This is a genomic window from Branchiibius cervicis (assembly GCF_042661605.1).
In the GTDB taxonomy this organism is placed as follows: Bacteria; Actinomycetota; Actinomycetes; order Actinomycetales; family Dermatophilaceae; genus Branchiibius; species Branchiibius cervicis.
Map to the genome: position 1 here is coordinate 1,139,274 of NZ_JBHSWJ010000002.1, position 24,496 is coordinate 1,163,769.

At 68.0% G+C, this 24,496-nt stretch carries 20 protein-coding genes, 1 pseudogene and 1 riboswitch; of the genes and pseudogenes, 15 read left to right on the top strand and 6 right to left on the bottom strand.

Annotation, left to right across the window (positions count from 1 at the left end; translation table 11 throughout):
- Positions 1 to 3: 3 nt before the first annotated feature.
- Positions 4 to 762 (bottom strand): SDR family oxidoreductase, encoded by a 759-nt coding sequence (locus ACFQBT_RS06105; RefSeq protein WP_377821166.1) that lies wholly within the window; start codon positions 760 to 762, stop codon positions 4 to 6.
- Positions 763 to 830: 68 nt separating this feature from the next.
- Between ACFQBT_RS06105 and serA the strand changes: the two genes are divergently transcribed.
- Positions 831 to 2,027: a phosphoglycerate dehydrogenase gene (gene serA, locus ACFQBT_RS06110; protein ID WP_377821167.1), complete on the top strand. Its 1,197-nt coding sequence runs from the start codon at positions 831 to 833 to the stop codon at positions 2,025 to 2,027.
- 6 nt (positions 2,028 to 2,033) lie between these two features.
- On the opposite strand, the pseudogene ACFQBT_RS06115 reads toward serA, so the two are convergent.
- Positions 2,034 to 3,482 (bottom strand): annotated as a pseudogene (locus ACFQBT_RS06115) (cytochrome P450); the annotation flags it as partial.
- Positions 3,483 to 3,634: 152 nt separating this feature from the next.
- Between ACFQBT_RS06115 and ACFQBT_RS06120 the strand changes: the two are divergent.
- From ACFQBT_RS06120 to ACFQBT_RS06135, 4 genes are all read left to right on the top strand, one after another.
- A complete protein-coding gene (locus ACFQBT_RS06120; RefSeq protein ID WP_377821169.1) occupies positions 3,635 to 4,159 on the top strand; it encodes a hypothetical protein in 525 nt (174 codons plus the stop codon).
- Between the two features lie 7 nt (positions 4,160 to 4,166).
- The gene (locus ACFQBT_RS06125; protein WP_377821172.1) at positions 4,167 to 5,453 is read left to right on the top strand and encodes a DUF445 domain-containing protein; all 1,287 of its coding nucleotides are present in this window, start codon (positions 4,167 to 4,169) and stop codon (positions 5,451 to 5,453) included.
- Between the two features lie 70 nt (positions 5,454 to 5,523).
- A riboswitch (SAM riboswitch) is annotated at positions 5,524 to 5,648 on the top strand.
- A 50-nt stretch (positions 5,649 to 5,698) separates the two neighbouring features.
- A complete protein-coding gene (locus ACFQBT_RS06130) occupies positions 5,699 to 7,018 on the top strand; it encodes a bifunctional o-acetylhomoserine/o-acetylserine sulfhydrylase (protein ID WP_377821174.1) in 1,320 nt (439 codons plus the stop codon).
- A 70-nt stretch (positions 7,019 to 7,088) separates the two neighbouring features.
- The gene (locus ACFQBT_RS06135) at positions 7,089 to 8,018 is read left to right on the top strand and encodes a serine protein kinase RIO (RefSeq protein ID WP_377821176.1); all 930 of its coding nucleotides are present in this window, start codon (positions 7,089 to 7,091) and stop codon (positions 8,016 to 8,018) included.
- A 4-nt stretch (positions 8,019 to 8,022) separates the two neighbouring features.
- Here ACFQBT_RS06135 and ACFQBT_RS06140 read toward each other — a convergent pair whose 3' ends face one another.
- Positions 8,023 to 9,723: an HNH endonuclease signature motif containing protein gene (locus ACFQBT_RS06140; RefSeq protein WP_377821178.1), complete on the bottom strand. Its 1,701-nt coding sequence runs from the start codon at positions 9,721 to 9,723 to the stop codon at positions 8,023 to 8,025.
- A 96-nt stretch (positions 9,724 to 9,819) separates the two neighbouring features.
- Entirely contained in the window at positions 9,820 to 10,479 is a 660-nt protein-coding gene (locus tag ACFQBT_RS06145) for a pyridoxamine 5'-phosphate oxidase family protein (protein WP_377821180.1), read from the bottom strand.
- A 150-nt stretch (positions 10,480 to 10,629) separates the two neighbouring features.
- On the opposite strand from ACFQBT_RS06145, the gene ACFQBT_RS06150 reads away from it, so the two are divergent.
- The 7 genes from ACFQBT_RS06150 (at position 10,630) to ACFQBT_RS06180 (ending at position 20,359) form a co-directional block, all read left to right on the top strand.
- Positions 10,630 to 11,256, top strand: coding sequence for a TetR/AcrR family transcriptional regulator (locus ACFQBT_RS06150; RefSeq protein WP_377821182.1), 627 nt, complete (start codon positions 10,630 to 10,632; stop codon positions 11,254 to 11,256).
- Entirely contained in the window at positions 11,253 to 12,527 is a 1,275-nt protein-coding gene (locus tag ACFQBT_RS06155) for an MFS transporter (protein ID WP_377821184.1), read from the top strand. Before ACFQBT_RS06150 ends, ACFQBT_RS06155 begins: the two co-directional genes overlap by 4 nt.
- Complete coding sequence (locus ACFQBT_RS06160) at positions 12,524 to 13,738, top strand: alanine racemase (RefSeq protein ID WP_377821186.1); 1,215 nt, start codon at positions 12,524 to 12,526, stop codon at positions 13,736 to 13,738. Before ACFQBT_RS06155 ends, ACFQBT_RS06160 begins: the two co-directional genes overlap by 4 nt.
- Positions 13,739 to 13,764: 26 nt before the next feature.
- Positions 13,765 to 15,054 (top strand): D-arabinono-1,4-lactone oxidase, encoded by a 1,290-nt coding sequence (locus ACFQBT_RS06165; protein ID WP_417281789.1) that lies wholly within the window; start codon positions 13,765 to 13,767, stop codon positions 15,052 to 15,054.
- Positions 14,936 to 18,919: an ATP-dependent RNA helicase HrpA gene (gene hrpA, locus ACFQBT_RS06170; RefSeq protein WP_377821190.1), complete on the top strand. Its 3,984-nt coding sequence runs from the start codon at positions 14,936 to 14,938 to the stop codon at positions 18,917 to 18,919. Before ACFQBT_RS06165 ends, hrpA begins: the two co-directional genes overlap by 119 nt.
- 10 nt (positions 18,920 to 18,929) lie before the next feature.
- On the top strand, positions 18,930 to 19,364 hold the full coding sequence (locus tag ACFQBT_RS06175; RefSeq protein ID WP_377821192.1) for an HIT family protein: 435 nt from the start codon (positions 18,930 to 18,932) through the stop codon (positions 19,362 to 19,364).
- Positions 19,365 to 19,450: 86 nt separating this feature from the next.
- On the top strand, positions 19,451 to 20,359 hold the full coding sequence (locus ACFQBT_RS06180) for a PAC2 family protein (RefSeq protein ID WP_377821194.1): 909 nt from the start codon (positions 19,451 to 19,453) through the stop codon (positions 20,357 to 20,359).
- Positions 20,360 to 20,361: 2 nt separating this feature from the next.
- Here ACFQBT_RS06180 and ACFQBT_RS06185 read toward each other — a convergent pair whose 3' ends face one another.
- Positions 20,362 to 20,517 carry a hypothetical protein gene (locus ACFQBT_RS06185; protein ID WP_377821196.1) on the bottom strand — a complete coding sequence of 52 codons (156 nt, stop codon included), beginning with the start codon at positions 20,515 to 20,517 and terminating at the stop codon, positions 20,362 to 20,364.
- Complete coding sequence (locus ACFQBT_RS06190) at positions 20,514 to 20,807, bottom strand: SufE family protein (protein WP_377821198.1); 294 nt, start codon at positions 20,805 to 20,807, stop codon at positions 20,514 to 20,516. Before ACFQBT_RS06190 ends, ACFQBT_RS06185 begins: the two co-directional genes overlap by 4 nt.
- A gap of 42 nt (positions 20,808 to 20,849) precedes the next feature.
- On the opposite strand from ACFQBT_RS06190, the gene ACFQBT_RS06195 reads away from it, so the two are divergent.
- The 3 genes from ACFQBT_RS06195 to ACFQBT_RS06205 all read left to right on the top strand — a co-directional run bounded on the left by ACFQBT_RS06195 (position 20,850) and on the right by ACFQBT_RS06205 (position 24,456).
- Positions 20,850 to 21,563 (top strand): EcsC family protein, encoded by a 714-nt coding sequence (locus ACFQBT_RS06195; RefSeq protein WP_377821200.1) that lies wholly within the window; start codon positions 20,850 to 20,852, stop codon positions 21,561 to 21,563.
- Positions 21,564 to 21,669: 106 nt separating this feature from the next.
- Positions 21,670 to 22,653: a DUF4192 family protein gene (locus ACFQBT_RS06200; protein WP_377821202.1), complete on the top strand. Its 984-nt coding sequence runs from the start codon at positions 21,670 to 21,672 to the stop codon at positions 22,651 to 22,653.
- A gap of 60 nt (positions 22,654 to 22,713) precedes the next feature.
- Positions 22,714 to 24,456: an NAD-binding protein gene (locus ACFQBT_RS06205; protein WP_377821204.1), complete on the top strand. Its 1,743-nt coding sequence runs from the start codon at positions 22,714 to 22,716 to the stop codon at positions 24,454 to 24,456.
- The last annotated feature ends 40 nt before the right edge of the window (positions 24,457 to 24,496 follow it).

Here is a 24,496-nt window from a genome sequence, read left to right on the forward strand (position 1 = left end):
TGTTCAGGTCAGTCGGCGCACCACGGACAGTGGCGCGTGTTTGATCACTTCACCGATGGGCACCCACGGCCACGGCGGAACCAGCGCCTTGGCCTTGCGAGCTTCGATGGCGGCGACCATGGCCCGCACACCGCTCTGGGTGTCGACCATCAGCTTCTGTTCCTGCTCGACCTTCTCGTTCATCTCCGAGCAGATGTAACCCGGGTAGATCGTCGAGACGTCGATGGCCAGCTCCGGCCTACCCACGACCTCCGAACGGATGCCCTCGGCCAGGGCGGCGACACCGGCCTTGGTCGCGGCGTAGGTCGTCATGGCGCGGCGCATCCCGCGCAGGGCGGACACCGAGGAGATCACGACCAGGTGGCCGGTTCTCTGCTCCCGGAAGACCTGCATCGCCGCCTCCATCTGCGCCAGGGCCGCGACGAAGTTGGTCATGGCCGTCTCGCGGTTGGCATCGAACCGGCCGGTGCCGATGGGGGCACCCTTGCCCAGGCCGGCGTTGACGATGAAACGGTCGAGTCCGCCCAGCCCCTCGGTGAGTTGGGCGGTCGCGGTGAAGACGTCGTCGTTGTCGGTGACGTCGAGGGCCCGCACGAGGATCGTCCGGCCCGGATGAGCGGCCAGGATTTCCTCGCGCAGGTGCTCCAGCCGGTCGGTACGACGTGCGGTGAGGGCCAGATCATGACCCTTGGCCGCGAACTGGCGGGCCATCTCGGCGCCCAGGCCGGAGCTGGCTCCGGTGATGATCGTGCGGGTGGGCATAGCTGCACCGTAGTCAGATAGCGGACCCCGTATCGGCGCGGGTCCGCCGATACGGGACAATCTCGGATGTGAAAGCGCTGTTGTTGGAGAACGTGCACCCGCTGGCCGAGCACATCCTCAAGGAGGCCGGATTCGAGGTCGAGACCCGTGGTGGCGCCCTCGATGAGGATGAGTTGATCGAAGCGCTGCAGGGTGTCCAGCTACTGGGCATCCGGTCCAAGACCGAGGTGACCGATCGGGTCCTGGACAACGCGCCGGACCTCTACGCGATCGGCGCTTTCTGCATCGGTACGACCCAGATCGCCCTCAAGCACGCCGCAGGACGGGGAATCGTCGTCTTCAACGCGCCGTTCTCCAACACCCGCAGTGTCGTGGAGTTGGCGATCGCCGAGATCATCGTGATGGCGCGGCGCCTCACGGAGAAGGACAAGGCCCTGCACGAGGGGGTCTGGAACAAGGACGCCACGGGTGCGCACGAGATCCGCGGCCGGACCCTGGGCATTGTCGGTTACGGCAACATCGGCAGCCAGTTGTCCGTGGTCGCCGAGATGCTCGGTCTGAAGGTCTACTTCTACGACAGCGACGACAAGCTCGCGTTGGGCAACGCCACGCGGTGCGGCAGCCTGGACGAACTGCTCGAGGTCGCCGAGGTCGTGACCCTGCACGTGGACGACCGCAAGGGCAACGCCGGGTTCTTCGGCGCAGAGCAGTTCGCCAAGATGCGGCCGCGCTCGCTGTTCCTGAACCTCTCCCGCGGCTTCGTCGTGGACTACGACGCGTTGGCGCAGAACCTCCGCTCGGGTCACATCGCCGGTGCTGCGGTGGACGTCTTTCCCAAGGAACCCAAGAAGCGTGGCGACGCCTTCACCTCTCCGCTGCAGGGCATCCCCAACGTGGTGCTCACCCCGCACGTCGGCGGTTCCACCGAAGAAGCGCAGGAGGACATCGGCCGGTTCGTCGCGGGCAAGTTGCGCGACTACATGCAGCGCGGCACCACCACGCTCAACGTGAACCTGCCCGGTCTGTCCCTGCCGCCGCGTTTCGGCGGCAAACGGATCCTGCACCTGCACCAGAACGTTCCCGGTGTCCTGGGCAAGGTCAACAGCCTGCTGGCCAAGCACGAGGTCAACATCGAAGGCCAGGCACTGAACACCGCCGGCGAGATCGGCTACGGCGTCACCGATGTCGCCGAGTTGCCGCGGGCCGCCGTGCAGGAGTTGCTGGCCATGCCGGAGACCATCCGCTTGGCGATCATCGACGGCTGAGTCGGCTCAGCCCGCGTGGACCGGGCACCGCTGGTCGGTCGGGACGGCTGCCTGATCCGGTTGGCTGCCCGCCTCGGGCCGGGAGCCGCCGCTCGGCGTACGCCGGGTGAGGACCAGGTGGAAGTCCTGGGGCATGAGGGTGAGTCGCTCCGCGACCTTCAACCGGTAAGCCGGATCGGCGCTGAACTCGTAGCGGTGCAGTAGCCGCGCGAGCACCAGCACGGCTTCGTGCAACGCGAACTGCCTTCCGATACAGGCGCGTTCGCCGGTGCCGAAGGGGAAGTAGGTGTGCGCGGGACGGGCCTTCACCGCAGCCGGGGTGAAACGGTCGGGGTCGAACCGCGAGGGCTGCGGCCAGATCTGCGGGTCGCGGTGGATCGCGGCGGCCAACACCATGCACTGGTCCTTGGTCGTCATCGGCCACCGCCCGGCCAGGAGTGTGTCCTCGCGCGCGCCGCGGACGAAGCCCGGCGCGGTCGGCCACAACCGCAGCGCCTCATCCAGTACGCGGCGGATGTAGCGGAACTTGGCAATCTGCTCGAACGTCGGTTCGGCGTCCGGGTCGGCTCCCAGGATCTGGTCGGCCTCCTCCTGTGCCCGGGCCCGCACCTGCGGATCGGTCGCCAGGTAATAGAGGGCGAATGACAAGGCGCCGGAGGTGGTTTCGTGCCCGGCGATCAGGAAGGTGAGGATCTGGTGACGCACGTTGCGTAGATCCAACTTCTCCCCGCTGGCCTCGTGCTCGGCGTTGAGCATGAGCCCCAGCAGATCCTTCTCCGAACGGTCCCCGGAGGCCACGCGGGCATTGATGATGTCGTCCAGGACGCTGTCCAGGTACTCGCGATTACGGTCGAGCGTCTCCTGGTTGCGGCGCAGGAAGAACTTCGCCAGGGGTGCGCTGGTCAGGAACCCGCGACGTTGCGCCGCGGCCAGCGCATCCACCATCGAGCTCACGAACGGGTGGATCTGCTCACTGCTGAACGATCCGAAGTCGGTGCTGAACGACGTACGACCGATCGTCTCCAGGGTCATCTTGGTCAACCAGGGGGAGACGTCGACGGGCCCCTCGATGGTGTCCCAGGTGTCGGTGAGTTCGCGACAGACCTCCAGCATCGTGGCGTGGTAGGTCTGCATCGCCGGCCGGGTGAACGCCGGGCGCAACAGGTCGTGCGCCAGTTGCCAGTTGGGTTCGTCGTTGAACGCGGTGAACAGCCCGTCGCCGGCCAACTGCCGCAACGTGATCAGCCCCGGTGCAAGCCGCTTTTCGAACCGGGACTCATCGCACAGCTCGGCACCGACCAGGCCGCTGCGGACCAGGACGAGCTTGGTGTCGAAGAGTTTGATCTCGACGATCGGATCGGTGAAGTCGGCCAGGATCTCCACGGCGCGCTGGACCGGGCGCCCCCGGTGCCGCCGGATCATGGTGCCGAAGTCGCCGATGACCGGTCGGCGCCGGGGTGGGTGGGGAAGTCGACCTGGGCGAAGTTCATCGGTCGTGTGCTCACGTGCGGGCTCCCGGGGGGCTCGTTTTACGACAGGTGTAGTGGAGTGTAACGCCGATCACACGCCGTACTGGCTGGGTGGGCTCGGTGTCGCATACTTAGCGCGTGAAGGTGATCCTCTTTCTGGCTGTGGTGCTGATCATCGGTTTCGGGTGGTACTTCATGAAAGGCAAGGTGACGCGCACCCACGAACAGGTGCGCGACCGAGCCCTGGAGGGCGGTTTCGGTCGGGCCATGACGGCAGGACCGGCCACCAAGCATCTGGCGATGATGGGCCGCACGCTGACGCTTGCGGCCGAGCCCGAGCGCACCGGCAACCTGATTGCGAGTACGGCGATGGCGGACGCCCGGGTGACCGACGTGCGTCCGGACGCCAAGGCCCTGGTCATCGAGATCGACGGTTCGTACCCGGTGGTGCGCGCCCATCTGCTGCCGGATCGCACGGTGATCGGCGTGGAGTCGTTCAACTGGGAGATGGGCTTCCCGCAGGGCGGTCAGGTGTGGGACCGGCTGGCGACAGCGATCACGAATACCGCGGCACACCAAGGGATACCGGTGGCCGAGGGCAGCCGCGAATTCGGCAAGGACGGCGCCGTACTGGACCGTGAGGTCTGGGCGGTCAAGGGCTGAGGCAGCGATGAGCACAGCGGAAACCGCACCGGCGCGCAGCGCACCATCCGGCCCGATGCTGGACTCGGCGGGAGATGCCCGTCGGCGCTCGGCCCTGCGCCGGATGCGTTTCGTGGCCACCGGTCTGCTCGTTCTCGCCGCCATCGTCTTCGTCGCCACTCACGGTCACGGCGGCGTCTGGGGTTACGTGAACGCCGCGTCCGAAGCGGCGATGGTCGGCGCGGTCGCCGACTGGTTCGCGGTCACCGCGCTCTTCCGGCATCCGCTCGGATTGCCGATCCCGCACACGGCGATCATCCCTGAGCGCAAGGATTCCATCGGGGAGAACCTGGAGGAGTTCGTCACGGAGAACTTCCTCACGGCCGACAACGTCCAGGAGCGGCTGGCCGGGGCGCAGGTCGCCCGCCGGATCGGGGAGTGGCTCGCCGAACCCGTCAATGCCCGGCGCGTGGTCGACCAGTCGGCACCGGCACTGGCTCGCGCAGTTGGCAACATCAAGGACGAGGACGTCAAGGGTCTGCTCGACCGGGTGCTGCTGCCCCGGGTGGCCCGCGAACCGGTGTCCGAACTGCTCGGCACGCTGTTGGAGGGCATCGTCGACGACGGATCGCACCACGGTCTGGTCGATCTGACCGCACGTGAGTTGCACGCCTGGGTCCGTGACAACCGCAGCAGCGTGACCTCCATCATTTCCGAGCGCGCGCCGTCGTGGTCGCCCAAGTGGCTGGACGACACGGTCTCGACCCGGTTGCACACCGAGATCGTGAAGTGGCTGGAGGACATCCGCGACAACCCGAACCACCCGGTCCGCGGTGCGCTCGACAACGTGTTGCGGCAACTGGCCGACCAGCTGCAGCACGACCCCGACACGATGCAGCAGACCGAGGCGCTGAAGGTCCGTCTCCTCTCGCACCCGAACGTTTCCACCTCCTTGCTGTCCCTGTGGCGGTCGGGCCAGACCGTGCTCGTCGACGCGCTGAACGATCCCGACGGCGACCTGCGGGTGCGGCTCGCCCGCTTGATCGGTGACACCGGGCAGCGACTGGTGACCGATCCGGAGTTGCAGGCAGCGGTGGACCGGCGGATCAGCGAGGTGGCCGGTCACCTGGTGTCGACGTACGGCCGCGAGCTGTCCAGCGTCATCTCCCAGACCATCCAGCGCTGGGACGGCAAGGAGGCTTCCGAGCGGATCGAGCTGCACGTCGGGCGCGACCTGCAGTTCATCCGGATCAACGGCACCGTGGTCGGCGGTCTGGTGGGTCTGTTGATCTACACCGTGTCGCAGTTCCTCTGAGCGGCTCACCATCGGCTCGGTATAAGAGACGGTTATACATTTCCAAGCGGCTGGGTGTAGTTTCTCGGCAGGTCATGAGTGCCAGCGCCAAGCCCCGGCTCGCTGGCCGGCAACCCTCCTCCGCGGTGGGGTGCCCCGGGTGAGGACCTGGCCCAGCCACTCGACGTACGCCGAGTGACCGGGCAAGCGCGGACGACCCGTGAGCGTCCGCACCAGTCAGATACCGGACACCCGAAAGGTTCGTCATGAGCGACACCCCTAACTGGTCCTTCGAGACCCGGCAGATCCATGCCGGTCAGAGCGTCGATCCCACGACGCAGGCCCGAGCACTGCCGATCTACCAGACCACCTCCTACGTCTTCAACGACACCACCCAGGCCGCGAACCTCTTCGGCCTCAGCGAGTTCGGGAACATCTACACCCGGTTGATGAACCCGACCAACGACGTGGTCGAGCAGCGGATCGCCAGCCTCGAGGGCGGCGTCGGCGCGTTGCTCACCGCTTCCGGCCAGGCCGCCGAGACCCTCGCCATCCTGAACATCGCGGAGGCGGGCGACCACATCGTGGCCAGCCCGGCGCTCTACGGCGGCACCTTCAACCTGTTGAAGTACACGCTGAAGAAGTTGGGCATCGAGACCACGTTCGTGCAGGACGCGACCGACCTGGAGCAGTGGCGCGCGGCGATCCGCCCGAACACCAAGCTGTTCTACGGCGAGACCATCGCCAACCCCAAGCAGGAGATCCTCGACATCGAGGGTGTTGCCTCGGTGGCGCACGAGGCCGGGGTCCCGCTGGTCGTCGACAACACAGTGGCCACGCCGTACGTGCTGCGCCCGATCGAGCACGGCGCCGACATCGTGGTGCACTCGGCGACCAAGTACCTGGGCGGACATGGCACGTCGATCGCCGGTGTGATCGTCGACAGCGGCAACTTCGACTTCGGCAAGGATCCGGAGAAGTTCCCGAACTACAACACGCCGGAGGAGAGCTACCACGGCCTGGTCTACGCCCGTGACCTCGGCGTCGGAAGTCCGCTGGGGGCCAATCTGGCCTTCATCCTCAAGGCGCGGGTGCAGTTGCAGCGCGATCTCGGTGCGCCGCTGTCGCCGTTCAACGCCTTCCTGATTGCGCAGGGTATCGAGACCCTGAGCCTGCGCATCGAGCGGCACCTGGAGAACGCTCGCAAGGTCGCCGAGTGGCTGCAGACGCAGGAGCAGGTCAAGGAGGTCCTGTGGGCCTCGCTGCCGGGCAGCCCCTACTACGACCTTGCGCAGAAGTACACGCCGCTCGGCTCAGGTGCGGTGCTGTCCTTCGAGATCGAGGGCGGCGTCGACGCGGGGAAGAAGTTCGTGGACTCCCTGGAGCTGTTCTCGCTGGTGGCTAACATCGGCGATGTCCGGTCGCTGGCGATCCACCCGGCCTCGACGACGCACAGTCAGGGCAGCGACGAGGACCGTCTGGCCGCGGGTGTGACACCGGGTCTGGTGCGTCTTGCGGTCGGTCTGGAGCACATCGACGACATCATTGCCGACCTGGACCAGGGCTTCCGCGCCGCGAAGGCCTGATCCGGCCGAAAAACCATTCGCAACACCCACCGCGTCTCTGACACGGTGGGTGTTGTCGTATCCGATCGAGATGAGGGAGGTCGTGCCATGGCCGTGTTCACGTGCGTCCGCCACCTACTTCCTGATGATCGGAATACCGTTGAACCAGAACCCTTCCGACGCAACTGAAGCGTCGATTCTTCCCTTCCTTGCCCGCTTCGAGGTCCACGAACTGGAACCCGGTCAGCGATGGTCGAGCTGGCGGCAGATTCCAGCCCTGTCCCGCGGCCCGGCGCCGTGGCCCGAGTGGCTGGTCTCCGACGACGAGTCGGTCGAGACCGAGCTGGGCATCCTCAAGACGGGAAAGGAAGCCGACGTCTTCCTGCTCGAGCGCGCAAGTGTGTCGGGCCAGCCGCGCACGACCCGGCTGGCGGCCAAGCGGTACCGCGACGTGCAGCGCACGTCATTCACCCGGACGGCTGACTACACCGAGGGCCGGGGGATCCCGAAGAAGGGTCACCGGGAGCGCCGGGCTCTGGCGAAGAAGACATCCTTCGGTAAGCACCTGGCCGCCGGTCGCTGGGCGATGGCCGAGTGGGAGTCCCTGGTGAGACTGTGGGAGGCCGGGTTACCGGTGCCGTACCCGGTGCAGATCGACGGCACCGAGATCCTGATGGAGTTGATCACCCACCCCGACGGGTCGCCGGCCCCGCGGTTGGCGGCACTGCGCGCAATATCGCGCGAGCAACTGGAGGATCTGTTCGATCAGGCCCGTACGGCGCTGATCACCATGGCGGGCCTCGGCGTCGCGCATGGTGACCTGTCGGCGTACAACCTGCTGGTGGCCGGCTCGCGGCTGGTGATCATCGACGTACCGCAGACCGTCGATGTGATCGGCAACCCGCACGGTATGGACTTCCTGCACCGCGACTGCCGTAACGTCGCCACCTGGTTCGCCGGCAAAGGCCTCGCGGTGGATGGCGACGAACTCTTCGGGGAGGTCGCCGCGCACGCGTGGTGAGGCCTCAGCTGCCGGGGTGGGTGGTGTAGGTGTGGCCGGCGGGGCTGGTCCAGGTGCACACGCCGTGGGGTGTCATGGTGACGGTCCAGCCGCCTTCGTGTTTGGCGCGGTGGTGGTGGCGGCATAGGCATTGCAGGTTGTGGGCGGCGGTGGGCCCGTCGGGGTAGCGGGTCACGTGGTCCAGGTCGGTGAGTTTGGCGGGTCGGGTGCAGCCGGGGAAGCGGCAGTGCTGGTCGCGGGCTCGCACGAACCGGGCTAGGCGGGCCCCGGGACGGTAGGACCGGTCACTGGTTTCGATGACGGTGCCGGTGGTCGCGTCGGTCAGGGCGCGGGTCAGCTTGATCCCGAGCACGTGGGTCATCTGGGTGATCACCTCCGCGGGGATGACCCCCACCCGCGGCAGCAACACGTCCCCGATCCCGCAGTGAGGGTGACCGGCTCTGGTGCTGGCGGCGTGTTCCAACCGGCCTGCCTGCACCGCAACCTCCCACGGCGCCGACCCGCCGGCCGGGACCTCATCCGGCGGCCGCCGGCTACCCGGTGGTGCGGTGGAGTCGTGTTCGGCGCGGGCGGTGGTGTTGAGGTCGGCTAGTTCGCCGGCGATCAGGGCTCGTAGTTCCGCATCCAACTCATTGAGCCCGTTGACTGGTTCCAGACCGTCTTCGTGCCAGTGGTAGTCCAGGCAGGCCTCATCGAACGCATCGTTCAGGTCTGACCAGTCCGGTTCCTCGAATGACAATTCCGGTATCTGCCCGGGTCCCTCGCTGACGGGCGGGGTGACGGGTGGGGTGATGGGGATCAGGAACGTCAGCTGGGTATCGACACCCACCCCGCGCAGCGCTAGGTCGGTCAACGCGTCGACCCGGCACTGCGGCAACGTTTTGTCGGTGGTGGTGACCTGGTGCAACTCCCTAGCCAGTTCATCGATCGCGGCCATCAGTTTGGCTGCCTCCAGGGTGGGTAGCACCGCCGTCAACTGGGACAGGCCGGGTTCGTGGTGCGGGCTGACCCACACCCCGACCGCCGACCGGCGCCGCGCCGTTGATGCCTGGTCGGCCCCGACCGGGTCCAGACGGGCCCGGACCCGGCGGGCCATCGCCCGCACCTTCGTCGCGGTCAAACCCTCGGGGTCTGTGCTGAGGATCTTGTCCTCGATCGCCTGGGCCACGTGGTCGGGGGCGTCGGTGCTGATCTGGGCTACCGCGCATGCTTTGGCCGGGTCCAACCCTCCGGCCCCGACCCGATCCAGCAACCGCGGGCACCCGGTGAGGGTGTCCAACGCATCGGTCAGGCGGGTGTGGGTTTGCCGGTCGGACCAACCCAGACCGGTCGCGACCTCCACCGGGAACCACTCATCGGTGAACGATCCTGGTGCGTGGCGGATCACCCGGGTCACCAGCTTCGGCAACGCATTCTCAATCGGGTTGGGTTCGTCGCGGTACTCGATTGCCGCGGCTTGGGCCAACAGGTGAGTTTGCACCGCCCAGGCACTGTTCTGCACCCGCTGCGCGGCCACCACCTGATCCAACAACACCTCCAGCGACAACCCCGCAAAGTCCTCCTGCACCCGCTGGTAGGCGACCGCTAGCAACTCACCCGCCGCCGCCAGCAACTCCGCCACCGACGCATCCGCGATCCCATCCGCCAGCACCGCAGGGCGCGCAACACCAGCCGCTGCGGGGTCCTCAGTGACGGTCACGGACATACCACGAGTGTACTGGTGTACGAACCCCGAAAACCGATATACACAGCCCGGTATCAGCGAATTTCCGGGGCCACGGGCCGGTGTTCGACACCGCCGTCAGGACCAGTTGCGCAACAGCCGATCGACCGACTCCGGTTGGGGCAGACCTGCCGACGTGGCGTGCGCGGACGGCAGCGCCTGGCCGGCGACGGTCCTCAGTGGCACCACCCCGGTCCAGGCGTCGGTCGGTTCATCGGGTTCACCCGGGCCACCGGTTCGGGACTTGTAGATCCAGGCGCCGTCCACGATCGGTAGGGCCATCGCCAGGGTGGCTGCCCGCTCCCGCGCGGTCGGGGGGCGCACTTCGGCTACCCGGCCCGGCAGCAGGCGATCGGAGAGGACGTCGAGGGCACGGGCCGCATCCTCGTCCCGCAGCGGGGTCAGAGCGCCCTGAATCACCGCCGAGCGATAGTTCGCCGAGGAGTCGAAGGTGGAATGCGCCACCACCAGTCCGTCGAGGACGGTCACGCAGAGAGCAGCCGGCGCCCCCGAAGCAACCTGCCGCAGCGCGCCCGCCCCAGTGGAGCCGTGCAGCAAGATCCGGTCGCCGTCCCGGGCGAACAGCATGGGCACCACCCAGGGGCGGCCGTCCAGCACGGTCGACAGCGTGCCCACCAGGACCTCGTCGAGAAGCTCGTCCAGAACTGCTCGGTCCCGTGATCCTCGATCCGGCTTCCTGGTCAGGCGGATGGCGCTGGAAGGTTCTGGCTCGGTCACGCCTCAATGATGGGGCATTCCGCTGCGCGAGCCGGCGAGGTTTTCGGGAGGTCTTCCGCGACGAAACGCTCCGCGCTGGGTCTTGGCAAGACGCCCCGGATCACCTAACCTCCGTGGGAGTTGGTCGAATGACCAAGACGAGGGGTGACCGTGACCAGATACACCGTGGCCGAACGCCGCGAACTGCTGATCCAGGCAACACTGCGGATCATTGCCGCCGACGGAGTACAAGCTGCCACCACGCGGGCTATCTGCCGCGAGGCGGGCATGGCGCAGGCAAGTTTCCACTACGCCTTTCGTAGTCGCGACGCGCTCTTGGCTGCCGCCGTTCAATACGCCCTGGACGATGACGTCGAGCGCACCGCCGACGCTCTGATCGGCGTGCTGCCGGAGGAAACCGACCTGCCGACGTTGGTGCACAACTGCCTGGCAGCGTATGTCGAGTCGGTGATCGCCGACCCGAACCGGGAACAAGCCGTGCTGGCGCTGATGGGTTATGCGCGCAGCGTGGCGGAGTTGCGGCCCATCGCCGAGCAGACCTATCGCAAGTACTACGAACTAGCCGCGAACGCCCTACAGGCGGCCGCCGACCTCACCGGGGTTCCGTGGCGTACTGAAGTCACGGACCTCGCGCCCGTCGTGATCGCCGCGACGGACGGCATCACGCTGGCCTACTTGAGCACGCGGGACCGGGCCATCGCCGAACTCATCGCCGGGTCCGCAGCCCAGACCTTGCTGATGCATGCGGCCGTTCCGGCTGACGAGGTGCTGGGTTGAGCCAGACGTCGGAGCGACCGCAGGTCGCGAGCGGCCAGGTCGGCAACCGCTGGATCACCCTCTTCGCGATCTCCTGGCTCGGCATCTGGCTGGCCCAACTCACTCCCTTCCAGCTGACCCTGCCCGAGCAGGTGAACGAACTGCTCGGATTGGACGGCAACAATCTCGCGCAGAGCCAGTGGCATCGCAGCGTCATCGGCTTCGGGATCGTGTCGGGCATCTCGGCGATCTTCGCCCTGATCGCGTTCCCAGTCGCCGGGTCGCTGTCGGACCGCACCACCGGCCGCCTGGGCCGGCGCCGGCCGTGGATTTTCAGCGGAGTCGCGCTCTTCGCAATCGCCCTGGCACTCATGGGTTTTCAACACAGCTGGGTCGGCCTGGCGATCTGCTGGTCGCTGGTCATCACCGGGTTCAGCGTGGCGTCCTCCGCGCTGACAGCCCTCATCAGCGATCAGGTGCCGGTCTACCAACGCGGCGTGGTGTCGAGCTGGGTCTCCGCACCGCAGGCACTCGGGGTCGTGATCGGCGTCGCACTGGTGTCGATACTGGGATTGTCGCCGGTGCCCGCCTACCTGCTGGTCGCCGTACTCCTGATCGTCTGCACGCTGCCGTTCGCGTTCTACCTGCAGGATCCGCCCGTCGGCGACCACGGTCTGCCGTCGTTCAACCTGCGCGCGGTGTGGAACGAGCTGTGGATCTCTCCGCTGCGGGAACGCGACTTCGGTTGGACACTGCTCGGCCGGATCCTGGTCAACATCGGCAACGCGCTCGGCACGTCGCTGCTCTTCTTCCTGCTGCAGTTCGGTTTGCATGTGGCCGATCCGGCCAACAAGGTGCTCACCCTCACCCTGGTCTACACGGTGTGCGTCGTGATCGCCGCACTGGTCAGCGGCCGTCTCAGTGACCGGTGGCGCATGCGTAAACCGTTCGTGCTCGGTGCCGGTGTGCTGCAGGGGTTTGCGGCGATCGTCATCGCGATCCAACCGACCCTCACCAGCACCGCGATCGCCGCCGGACTCCTCGGCGCCGGCTTTGGCTGCTTCCTGGGTGTCGACCAGGCGTTGGCCACCCAGGTGCTGCCCGATGCCGCGACGACGGGAAAGGACCTGGGAATCATGAACATCGCCATGGCCGTGCCCCAGGCCGTCGGGCCCCTGATCGGGGCCCTCGTCGTCGCGTGGTTCGGCGGATTCACCGCCCTCTACATCGCCTCAGCGGTCTTCGGAATTCTCGGCGGGCTCAGTGTGCTGCGCGTGCGAGGTGTGCGATGAGCAGGCCGACGGGGGACTGGGCGCGCATCGACGCCGCGGTACGCGCGCACGGCGACGGTGGTGCCGTGGTCGCCCTCGACAGGACGGCGTTCCTGGCCAACGCCGCCGATCTGGTACGCCGAGCGGCCGGCACCCCGATCCGGGTCGCCTCGAAATCACTGCGCGTGCGGTCCTGCCTCGAGGAGGTCCTCAGGATGGACGGCATCGCAGGAGTCCTGGCTTACGATCTTGCCGAAGCCCATTGGCTGGCAACGGAATCCGGTGTCGAGGACGTCCTGCTGGGGTATCCCACAGCCGACGTCCCCGCCATCGAGGCGCTGGCCGCCGACGAGGTGGCGCGGGAGCGTGTGACGCTGCTGGTCGATTCCGTGGCGCAACTCGATCTGCTGACCCGGGTCCTGCCGGACGGCGTCCCGGTGCGGGTGGCGATCGACCTGGACGCCTCGTTCGACCTGCCGGTCCTCGGTCGCCTCGGGGTGTTGCGGTCCCCGGTGCACACCGCAGATGCTGCCGTCGCGCTGGCCCGGCAGATCGCGGCCCGGCCGGGCCTGCGTCTGGTCGGCGTGATGTCCTACGAGGCACAGGTCGCGGGCGTCGGTAACCAACTACCCGACGGCGGCCGGACCGCGCGGTTGAAGAACGCGGCCGTCGCCACGATGCAGCAGCGATCGATGGCCGAGTTGATCCCGCGCCGGTCGGCGGCCATCGCCGCCATCCGGGAAGTCGCCGACCTGGAGTTCGTCAACGGTGGCGGGACCGGCTCCATCGAAGTGACGGCCCAAGATCCATCGATCACCGACATTGCAGCCGGCAGTGGGTTTTTCGGCGGTCACCTGTTCGACGGGTACGCCCATTTCCAGCCGCGACCGGCGATCGGGTTCGGCCTACAGGTCGTACGTCGCCCAGGGCCCGGCATCGTGACCTGCCACGGCGGCGGCTGGATTGCATCGGGTCCGCCCGCCGCCGACCGATTGCCGCTACCGGTGTGGCCGGTAGGCCTGCACTACGCACCGCGAGAAGCGGCCGGGGAGGTACAGACACCGCTGCTCGGCGCGGCCGCTGATGCGTTGGAGATCGGTGACCGGGTGTGGTTCCGGCACACCAAGTCCGGGGAGGTCGCTGAGCATGCAAACCAGGTCCTGGTCGTCGAGGGTGATGCCGTCGTCGGTGAGATCCCGACCTACCGGGGAGAGGGGAAGTGCTTCCTTTGAGTTCCAGAACAGTCGATCAACAGGCGATGTGGCGCAACTGGGGCCGCACCGAGCAGGTGCGCCCGACGGAAGTCGTCAGCCCCGCCACCGCGGAAGAGCTCGCGCAGATCGTGACGCGCGCCCGGGAAACGCACCGCCGGGTCAAACCGGTCGGCGCCGGACACAGCTTCACCGGTATCGCCGTCGCACCGGACATCCAGCTCAGCCTGGAAAAGATGCGCGGCTTGGTCTCTGCGGACGTTTCGACCGGCGAAGTGACGCTGCAGGCGGGCACCCATCTGTTCGAGATACCGGCACTCCTCGCGCCGTACGGGCTGGCCATGACCAACCTCGGCGACGTCGATCGACAGACCATCGCCGGCGCCACCTCGACCGGAACGCACGGCACCGGAAGGGAGTTCGGTGGCATCGCCACCCAGATCACCGGCGTGCGGTTCATCGACGGCACGGGCGACGACGTACACATCACCGGCGATGACCCGCGCCTGGCCGGCGCGGCGCTCGGACTCGGAGCGCTCGGCGTGCTCACCGAGATCACCTTGCGCTGCGTGCCGGCCTTCAAGCTGCGCGCCGTCGAGGAGCCGAGCACCTTCGAGGAGTCGGTGTCCGGCTTCGCCGGCAACGTCGGGGGCACCGATCACCACGAGTTCTACTGGTTCCCCCACACGGACATCACGTTGACCAAGTTCAACACCCGGCTGAGTCCCGACGAGCCGGACACCGGACCGTCCGCCGTACGTCGATGGGTCGACGATGAGCTACTGGCCAACCGGCTCTTCGGCGCCGTGTGCGCCCTGCAGTCCCGGGTGCCGACGGTCACGCCGGCGCTGAACCAGGTGTCGGCCCGGGTGCTGTCGGCCAGGCGGTATGTCGCGCCCGCTCACGAGGTGCTGATCTCCTCTCGCACCGTGCGCTTCCGGGAGATGGAGTACGCCATCCCGCTGGAGACGGTCCCGGACGTGCTGCGCGAGGTCCGGGCGATGATCGAACGCCGCGGCTACCGGGTCAGCTTCCCCATCGAGGTCCGGGCCGCCGCAGCCGACGATCTGATGGTGTCCACCGCCTCCGGCCGGGCCAGCGGGTACGTCGCGGTGCACCGCTACGTCGGTGACCGTCCGGACAACTACTTCGACGATGTCGAGGCCATCATGGTCGCGCACGGAGGTCGGCCGCACTGGGGCAAGATGCACACCCGGGATGCTGCCTACTTCGCCGGTGTCTACCCCCGGTTCGGTGAATTCCTCGCACTGCGTGACACGTTCGACCCCGACCGGGTCTTCGCCAACGACTACCTCACCCGGGTGCTGGGCGAATAGGAGTAGGGGAAAGCCCACCCGGTTTGCGAAGATGGCCTGCGTGGCGAACGCAGTGGATCGGGCCGTCGCCCGAGAGGCGGTGCAACTGCCGCCGCTGCGCTATCCGCCGGACCTGCCGGTCTCGGCCGCCCGCCCGGAGTTGCTGGCCGCCATCCGCGATCATCAGGTGGTCGTGATCGCGGGCGAGACCGGGTCCGGCAAGACAACGCAGATCCCCAAGATGTGCCTCGAGTTGGGGCGCGGGCGCGCGGGAATGATCGGCCACACCCAGCCCCGGCGGATCGCGGCGCGTTCGGTTGCTGCCCGGCTCGCGGAGGAGCTCGGGGTCGAGCTGGGGCAGGAGGTCGGCTGGCAGGTCCGCTTCACCGACCACACCGGCCCGAAGACCTTGGTCAAGGTCATGACCGACGGCATCCTGCTGGCCGCGCTGCAGGGCGATCGCGACTTGCGCGCCTACGACACGATCATCATCGACGAAGCCCACGAGCGCTCCCTGACCATCGACTTTCTGCTCGGCTACCTCAAACAACTGCTGCCGCGCCGTCCCGACCTGAAGGTCATCATCACCTCGGCCACCATCGATCCGCAGCGGTTCGCCGAGCACTTCGCCGCGCCCGGACGCCCGGTGCCGATCGTCGAGGTTTCGGGGCGCACCTACCCGGTGGAGGTGCGTTACCGACCGCTCGTGCGGGAGGTGCCCGGTCGCGGAGCGGATGCGGCACCCGTGCTGGTCGGCATCGATCAGGTCACCGGGATCGTCGACGCGGTGGAAGAGCTGTGGACCGAATCGGCCGATGACGGCGGACCGCAGGACATCCTGGTCTTCTGCTCCGGCGAGCGCGAGATCCGCGACACGCGGGAGGCTCTGGATGGTCTCAGGCTGCCCGGAACCACCGTGCTGCCGCTCTTCGGGCGCCTGTCCGTCGCCGAGCAGCAACGGATCTTCGCGCCAAGCGGTGAGCGCCGCATCGTGGTGGCCACGAACGTCGCCGAGACGTCACTGACCGTCCCGGGCATCCGGTACGTCGTGGACTCGGGCACCGCGCGGATCTCCCGTTACAGCCAACGCACCAAGGTGCAACGCCTGCCCATCGAACCCATCTCCCGGGCATCGGCCGGGCAGCGCACCGGCCGGTGCGGGCGGTTGGCCGACGGCGTATGCATCCGGCTGTACAGCGAGCAGGACTTCCTCGCCCGGCCGGAGTTCACCGAGCCGGAGATCCTGCGCACCAACCTTGCCTCGGTCATCCTGCAGATGGCGGCTCTGCGGCTGGGCGACATCGAACGGTTCCCGTTCGTGCAGGCACCCGATTCGCGGCAGATCGCCGACGGCCGCCGCTTGCTGCAGGAGTTGCAGGCCATCGCCGCCGACGGCCGGTTGACCAAGACCGGGCGCATCATCGCTCGCTTGCCGGTCGATCCGCGCCTGGCCCGGATGCTGATCGCGGCCGACCAGGAGGGTGCTCTGCGCGAAGCACTGGTGATCGTGTCCGCGCTGTCCATCCAGGATCCTCGCGAACGACCGCAGGAAGCCCAGGCGCAAGCCGATCAATCGCACGCCCGATTCAAGGACGAGCAGTCCGACTTCATCAGTTACCTGAATCTGTGGAACTACGTCAAGGATCAGCAGAAGGCGCTGTCGCACAGCGCTTTTCGCCGCATGTGCAGTCGGGAGTTCCTCCACTACCTACGCATCCGCGAGTGGCAGGACCTGCACACCCAGGTCCGTGACGCGTGCCGTCAACAAGGGCTGCGCACCCACCGCGGCCACCCGGCCAGCCCGTTGCAGATCCACCAGTCGCTACTGCCGGGGCTGCTGTCCCATGTGGGCTTGCGGGAGCGCACTACCCGCGACTACCTGGGTGCGCGGGGTGCGCATTTCTCGATCCAGCCCGGTTCCACGCTCTACCGCAAACAACCCGACTGGGTGATGTCCGCTGAACTGGTCGAGACGACGCGATTGTGGGCCCGGGTCAACGCGCCCACCGATCCCGCCTGGGTCGAGGCCGCTGCCCAGCACCTGATCAAACGCAGCTACTCCGATCCGCGCTGGGACCGCAAGCGCGGCAGCGCAGTCGCGGACGAACGCGTCACCCTCTACGGCATCCCGCTGGTGGCCGGTCGCCGCGTCGGGTACGGCGCGATCGACCCGCAGGTCTCGCGCGAGCTGTTCCTGCGGCACGGCCTGGTCGAAGGAGACTGGGACAGTCCGCACCAGTTCCTGCGGGACAACCACCGGCTGGTGGAGCGGGTCGCCGCCCTGGAGGATCGCACCCGACGCCGCGACCTGCTGGTGGGAGAGGACGAGCTCTTCGCCTTCTACGACCTGCGGGTGCCCGAAACCGTCGTGTCCGGAACCGATTTCGACCAGTGGTGGAAGTTCGAGCGTTCGCGTAATCCGGGTCTGCTGACCTTCACCGAGGAGTTCCTGGTCCGTGACGAGGCCGGGCCGGTCGACGTCACCGACTATCCGACCACCTGGCGCCAGGGTGACCTGGACCTGCCGTTGACCTATCAGTTCTCACCCGGCTCGGACGCCGACGGCGTCACCGTGCACATCCGCCTCGAACAACTCAACCAGGTGCAGCCGGAAGGTTTTGACTGGCTGGTGCCCGGCCTGCGCGAGGACCTGGCGGTAGCGCTGCTGCGGTCGCTCCCCAAATCGTTGCGGCGCAATTTCGTTCCGGCACCGGACTTCGCCAAACGGGCATTGTCGATGATCGAAGCCGGCCCGTATCCGTTCACGCAGGCCCTGGCCGACGCGTTGCACGACCTCACCGGGGTCGACGTTCGATCCGGCGACTTCGACACCGGCGCGATTCCTGCGCATCTGCAGATGACCTTCCGGATCGAACGGTCGGTGCCCCGCCGCCGCGGGCGGCCCCGCACCGAAAAGGTCGACGAGGGCAACGATCTGGAAGCGTTGAAAGCCTCGCTGGCCGGTTCGGTGCGTGACGTCGTCGCGCGGGCCGGCGCGTCCATCGAGCAGACCGGGCTCACCGCCTGGACCTTCGGGCAACTGCCCGAGGAGTTCGAGCAAACGGTGAACGGCCGTGGCGTGCAAGGGTTCCCGGCGCTCGTCGACGACGGGTCCACCGTTTCGTTGCGCGTGCTGCCTAGCGCGGCGGAACGCGACCAGGCCACTGCGTTGGGTCTGCGGCGGTTGCTCCTGCTGAACACCACCGTGCCCTGGAAGCAGATCCTCGGCGCGCTGAGCAACACCCAGCGGCTCACGCTGGCGACCGGACCGTACGCCGATCTGGACGCGCTCCTCAGCGATGTCGTGGCGGCGGCTGTCGACACGATCGTCGCGACCCGGATGCCCGACGGGAAGGTGCGCGACCCGGAGCAGTTCGCGCAGGCGCTGCTGCTGGTTCGTCAGCACATCGTGCCGACGGTGCTGGAGATCGTGCAGTTGCTGGTCCCGATCCTGCAGGCCTCGGGCGAGGTCACACTGCTGCTGGATCGCATGACCCAGCCCGCGGTGCAGGATCTGGTCGCCGAGGTCCGCGGTGAGCAGGCTGCGCTGATCGCGGCCGGCTTCATCAGCCGGATCGGCCTGCCGGGTCTCGCCCAGGTCCGGCGTTACGTCCTGGCCATGAAGGAGCGCCTGGACAAGGGCCCGGCCGACCTGCGCCGCGACGCGGATCGTGCCGCGACCATCGCGCAGGTGGTCGCCGAACGGGACCTGATGGTGGCCCGGTTGCCGGCCGACCGGCGTACGGGCGCCGACGTGCGGGCGGTCGACGCGATGATCCGCGAACTACGGGTCAGCCTGTTCGCCAACCGGCTGGGCACGGCGTACCCGGTGTCCCCGCAGCGCATCTACAAGGCAATGGACGCGGTCGAGGCAGCCGCTGAATAGGCTCGCAGGTATGACCACACTCTTCACGCGCATCATCGACGGTGAAATCCCCGCTCACTTCGTCTGGCAGGACGAGTCGTGTGTGGCGTTCCTGGTGATCGATCCGATGACCGACGGGCACACGATCGTCGTACCCCGCCAGGAGGTGGACAGCTGGCTGGACGCCGACGAGAGCCTGATCACCCACCTGACCCGGGTGGCCCAGACCATTGGAAAAGCGCAGCAGACCGCATGGAGCAGCGCTCGGGTGGGACTGCTGATCGAAGGGTTCCTCGTCCCGCACCTGCACCTGCACGTGTGGCCGGCCAACTCGGTCGAGGACTTCGACCCGCACGACGTCACTCACGGCCAGGACCAGCAGATCCTGGCCGCCAACGCGGCACGACTGCGCGCGGCTCTGCGGGATCAGGGTGCCGGCGACGTGGTCCCCGCCGAACCGGTCTGACCGGCGGGAATCGGCAGCGGCCCTCGGGCGTTGGACCAGCTAAGACCGTCCACTGACCCGGCCGGGCCGGGTGAGGAGTGAGAAGCATGCAAGACCCACGCGAGTTGTACGACGTCCATGTCGACCTGCCCGCTGACGCCATCGGGGCCGACGTGCTCGTCGTGGCGCTGGGCAACCTGATCGACGCGGGCAACGTGCAGCACCTAATGACCCAGCATCTGCTCGGCGAATTCGAACACAGCGTCATCGCCTCGTTCGATCTCGACCAGCTGTACGACTACCGCGGTCGTCGTCCCGTGATGACCTTTGACCGCGACCACTACCAGAGCTACCAGGCCCCTCGTCTGGTGCTCTACCGGTTGGTCGATGCCACCGGGACCCCGTTCCTGTTGCTGGCCGGCCCGGAGCCGGACTACCAGTGGGAGCGGTTCACCGCAGCCGTCGAGACCCTCGTCCAGCGCTTCGGGATCCGCCTGATCGTCGGAGCCCACGGTGTGCCCATGGGCGTGCCGCACACGCGCCCGGTCGGGATAACCCGCTACGCCTCGGACAGCCGGTTGCTCGGCGAGAACAACCCGCTCTTCGGCATGATCCAGCTGCCCGGCAGCGTCGAAGGCCTGCTGCACCTGCGCCTGGCCGAGAAAGGCCACGACACCATGGGCTTCGCGATGCACGTGCCGCACTACCTGGTGCAGACCGACTTCGCCGACGCCGCGGTCGCCGCTCTGGAAGCCATCTCCTCCAGCACCGGTCTGGTCCTACCGGACGCCGCGCTGCGCGCGACCGCCGGCCTGAACCGCGCCGAGATCGAGCGCCAGGTGCGCGACAACGACGAGGTCGGTGAGCTGGTGTCCGGTCTGGAGCAGCAGTACGACGCCTTCACCGAGGGTGTCCGGCGCCAGAACCTGCTGGCCACCCAGTTGGAGGATCTGCCCAGCGCCGACGAGATCGGTGCGGAACTCGAGGAGTTCCTGCGCGAAGAAACCGGGGACTGACCTCAGTCGTGGACGGCCGCTGCGGCCCGGGTGACCCGGGCCAGCAGCCCGCTCATGGCCCGCAGCCGCAACGGCGAGATGGCCGCGTCCAGTCCGAGGTGGTGCGCCAGGTCCGGCGGTAGCGCGGCGACCTGCGCCGCGTCCAGTTGATCGGTCAACTCACGCAGCAGACCGGCGAATCCCCGGGTGACCGGAGCGGCGGGGGAGCGCTCACGAAGAGCTCGACGCCGCCGGGGCGCTGCGTAGACGGGGTGAGCGCGAGATAGACCGGTGATTGGCACTCGGTGACGCGTTCCATGCTCGTCGGCGGATCGGCGTACCGGGCTGGCAGCGGGGGCAGTTCGTCGCCGTACTCGATCAGCAACGTCACCCGGTCGGCCGGTGCCAAGGCATCGAATTCAGCCAGTACGGCGCGCACCGGCTCGGGCACGTGCGATGGCGAAGTCATCGGCCCACCTTAGGTGAGCCCCCGCACTGGCAGGATGAAGACATGGCCAAGAAGTCTGCGAACCCACGCCCGATCGACGATGGCGTCGGCGGTGCGCAAGCCGTTGCCGCCGCGAACAAACTGCTGCACCTCGGCGTCGCCGGAGTCGGTCCACTGCCCTCCGCCCACGAGACCGCCGCCCGTGCCCTGGCCAAGGCGAACGGTGACAAGGACGCCGCGATCAAGTCCGTCATCGCCGCGCACCGCAAACTGGCCGCTGCCGAAGGCTTCGCGACCGGAGTCGGGGGTTTCTTCACCCTCGCCGTCGCGGTGCCGGCCAATATCGCCGGGTTCTACCTGGTCGCGGCACACATGAGCGCGTCGATCGCCGCGCTGAACGGCTACGACAACCAGCGCGAGGAGGTGCAGACCGCCGTCCTTCTGACGCTGGTCGGCGTGGACGCGGACGACATCCTGGCCAAGGCCGGGGTCCGGCGTACGCCGTTGAGCAGCGTGGCGACCGAACGGTTGCCCGGGCCGGCCGTGATGGTCATCAACAAGGCCATCGGCTTCCGCTTGCTCGGCCAGCTCGGCGGCCGGGCGTTCACCCAGCTGGGTCGGGCGGTGCCGCTGGTGGGTGGCGCGTTCGGCGGGGCGATGGATGTCTATCTGCTGAACCAGATCGCCAAGAACGCAGTCTCCGAGTTCCCGCCGCTGGATCGCGCCCTCATCGAGACAGCGCCCAAGCGAAAACTGTTGGGTCGCAAGCGTTCCTGACCGATTGCGGTTTCGGCCTGTGCATAGCGGTCGGCCCGGTGCGGGTTGTCCACACTGCGCCGGCAACCTCTTCCGCTCCCTGCCGCACGCGAGCACGGTTGCCGTCATGCGACGACTACGCGGGATCGATCAACTCCTGGCCTACCTGCCGTATCTCCTCGGGTTCCATCCCCGCAATGCCGTGGTGCTGGCGGCCTGGCGGGACGGTTCTATCGCTTTTCAGGCGCACATCGACGGCGCCGATGACGACGCGCTGCGCGCATCGATGCCGGCGCTCGAGCGCGGGCTGCGCAGCGTAGGAGCGGATTCGGTGCTCCTGGCCGTCCACGGGCCGGTGCTGCAGCCGCCGGCCCTGCCCCGGGTGCTTGAGGTGGTGCGCCGTTGCGGCGTCCCCATTTCACACCAGACGATCAGCGACAGCGGTCACTGGCGCGCTGTGCGGTGCTCGTGCGGCGCGTGCCCTCGGGACTGGTCGCCCTTACCCTCGCCGGAGCAGGTGCCGGCCATCGCGCAGGAGATTCTCGAGGGCGCTGTTCCCCTGCCAGGACGCAACGCGCTGCGAGAGTTGCTGCAGCGCAGCGGACCGCGAACGGCGGACTGGGAGCAGCAGATCCCGCGGGCGCCGGGCACAGTGGCCGCGTCGCTGCTGGCGTGGTTGCGCGGTGGGTGCGATCACGACCAGTTGATCATCGCCGTGCGGGCGCTGCGCGACAACGCATGGCGGGACGTGGTCCTGAGTCTGCTTGCCCCAGAGGCCTTTCCGCGAGAGCACGCCTCCAGCCAGTACATCGACTGTCAGCCGCACTTCGCGCAGATCGACCGGCAGTTGCGGCTCGGGACGCCGCTGCCGGGGCCTCGGCGGATGCAGTGGTCGATGATCGATGCCCTGCCGGTGATTCCCTGCCACCACCAAGCGCCGGTGCTCACGCTGATCGCGGCCAACTCCTGGGGACACGGCGGCGGCGCCGACGCCACGCTGGCCTGCGAGCGGGCGCTGCACCTGGAACCGGGCTACCCGATGGCCCAGTTGCTCTCGGAGGCGGTCACCAACGCGGTGCCCGCGCGGCCGCCGGAGTCGATGTCCGCGTGAGCGTGTAACCATCGGGTTAAGTGCGCTCGCGCTGGGTGCGTCGCTCGCTACGTTCGGGGAATGCCTGGGCACATCGTGGTCTGTGGCTTCTCCGGATTCGCCCTGCGCCTGGTCGAACAGTTGCTGGAGTCGGGGGAGCACGTGATGCTGCTGGTCCCGGCTGGCGACGCAGGGGTGTCGGCGGCGCAGAACCGGTGGCACCTGAAGGTGGTCACCGCCCAGTTCGGAGCGACGGGAGCCCTCGCCGAATGTGACGTAGAGCGAGCACAGGCGGTGGTGTGCGTTTCGGACGACGAGCGATGGAACCTGGAGATCGCCCTGCTGGCCGATCAACTGGCGCCCGGTGCGCGGATCGTGACGCAACTGTCGAACGCCACGGTCGGGGCAGCCATGGCGGGTGGGTCGGGGCGGCACGTCGTGCTCGACGTCGCGGCGTTGGCCACCCCCTCGGTGATGGAGGCGTGCCTGGGGCGGACCGTGCACGACATCGACGTCGAGGGGACGAATTTCGTCGTGGCGACGTTCCCCGTCACCGAGGACGCCAGTCTGCGGGCCAGATTCGGCGACCTCGCACCCGTTGCCGTCATTGCAGCAGGGGGTGACGTGACGGCCTGCCCGGGCCGGGACCACATCGTGCGTGCCGGCGAGCGGGCCGTGATGCTCGGCACCAGAGACGATTTCGGCCGTCAGCAGCTCATTCTGCCGACGGCACTGCCTGCCGCACCGGATGCGGCCCGTCGACCGCTGCCGCGCCGATTGCTGCACACCGCCGAAACTTTCGCCCGTGACGCCAATCCGAACCTGTTCCGGATGGCCGCCGTGCTCGCCACTTTGTTGGTGGTCTCGACCATCGTGCTGTGGCGCGGGTACCGCAAACCCGGGATGAGCGCCCTCGACGCGCTGTACTTCAGCAGCGAGACGATTGCAACGGTGGGCTACGGCGACTTCAACTTCGCCACCCAACCGCCGTGGTTGCGACTGTGGTCGATCCTGTTGATGTTCGCCGGGGTCACCACCACTGCCATCGTCATGGCCTTCCTCGCCGACGTGCTCATCTCGCGCCGGCTGTCGCACGGTGCGGCCCGCACCCGGGCGCGTCGGATGACCGGGCACACCGTCGTGGTGGGGCTGGGCTCGTTCGGGATGTCGGTGGCCGGCGCGCTGCGCGAGCACGGCGAGCAGGTCGTGGTCGTCGAACGGGCCGAGCACACCCGGTTCACCGAGACCGCCGCCGGTCTCGACGTACCGGTGATCTACGGTGACGCGGCGCTGCCGGACACCATGGCATCCGCCGGCCTGGGTCGCGCCAGGGCGGTGGCCGTGGTCACCAGCAGCGACCTGACCAACATCGAGGTGGCCATCGCGGTGCGCGCCCTGCTGGGTCCGCGCTGGGGTTCCGCGCACGACGACGGCGTCCCGGTCGTCGTGCGCATCTTCGACCGTGATCTGGCCGGTGCTGTCGTCGAGCGGTTCGGCTTCCAGAACGTGCTGCCCACGGTCGAACTCGCCGTGCCGTGGTTCGTCGGTGCGGCCCTCGGCCTTCACGTCCTGGGCACGTTCTCCGTGCACGGTGAATCCTTCATGGTGGGCCGGTTCGAGGTGGGCAGCGGGCTGGATTCGGTGACGATGGACGAACTGTCGGCCCGCACCCGCGTCGTCGCGATCCGCCGGGCCGACGGATCCCTGGAGCACCCGCCGCGCCGCGGAACCAGTTTCGCGGCCGGTGACCTGGCCTACCTGATCGGCCCGTACGCCGAGTTGCTGGCGGTGCTGCAACGCGGCCGCAGCGGTGGCAGGCCTTAGAGGCCCGGTCGCATTCCGCGATCAGTGCCGGTGCGTTATC

Excerpts from the sequence above, each read along its gene's own strand:
- ACFQBT_RS06105 (WP_377821166.1), bottom strand. The coding sequence starts at position 762 with ATGCCCACCCGCACGATCATCACCGGAGCCAGCTCCGGCCTGGGCGCC.
- ACFQBT_RS06125 (WP_377821172.1), top strand. The coding sequence starts at position 4,167 with ATGAGCACAGCGGAAACCGCACCGGCGCGCAGCGCACCATCCGGCCCG.
- ACFQBT_RS06130 (WP_377821174.1), top strand. The coding sequence starts at position 5,699 with ATGAGCGACACCCCTAACTGGTCCTTCGAGACCCGGCAGATCCATGCC.
- ACFQBT_RS06135 (WP_377821176.1), top strand. The coding sequence starts at position 7,089 with ATGAGGGAGGTCGTGCCATGGCCGTGTTCACGTGCGTCCGCCACCTAC.
- ACFQBT_RS06140 (WP_377821178.1), bottom strand. The coding sequence starts at position 9,723 with ATGTCCGTGACCGTCACTGAGGACCCCGCAGCGGCTGGTGTTGCGCGC.
- ACFQBT_RS06160 (WP_377821186.1), top strand. The coding sequence starts at position 12,524 with ATGAGCAGGCCGACGGGGGACTGGGCGCGCATCGACGCCGCGGTACGC.
- ACFQBT_RS06165 (WP_417281789.1), top strand. The coding sequence starts at position 13,765 with ATGTGGCGCAACTGGGGCCGCACCGAGCAGGTGCGCCCGACGGAAGTC.
- hrpA (WP_377821190.1), top strand. The coding sequence starts at position 14,936 with ATGCTGCCTACTTCGCCGGTGTCTACCCCCGGTTCGGTGAATTCCTCG.
- ACFQBT_RS06175 (WP_377821192.1), top strand. The coding sequence starts at position 18,930 with ATGACCACACTCTTCACGCGCATCATCGACGGTGAAATCCCCGCTCAC.
- ACFQBT_RS06180 (WP_377821194.1), top strand. The coding sequence starts at position 19,451 with ATGCAAGACCCACGCGAGTTGTACGACGTCCATGTCGACCTGCCCGCT.
- ACFQBT_RS06190 (WP_377821198.1), bottom strand. The coding sequence starts at position 20,807 with ATGACTTCGCCATCGCACGTGCCCGAGCCGGTGCGCGCCGTACTGGCT.
- ACFQBT_RS06195 (WP_377821200.1), top strand. The coding sequence starts at position 20,850 with ATGGCCAAGAAGTCTGCGAACCCACGCCCGATCGACGATGGCGTCGGC.
- ACFQBT_RS06200 (WP_377821202.1), top strand. The coding sequence starts at position 21,670 with ATGCGACGACTACGCGGGATCGATCAACTCCTGGCCTACCTGCCGTAT.
- ACFQBT_RS06205 (WP_377821204.1), top strand. The coding sequence starts at position 22,714 with ATGCCTGGGCACATCGTGGTCTGTGGCTTCTCCGGATTCGCCCTGCGC.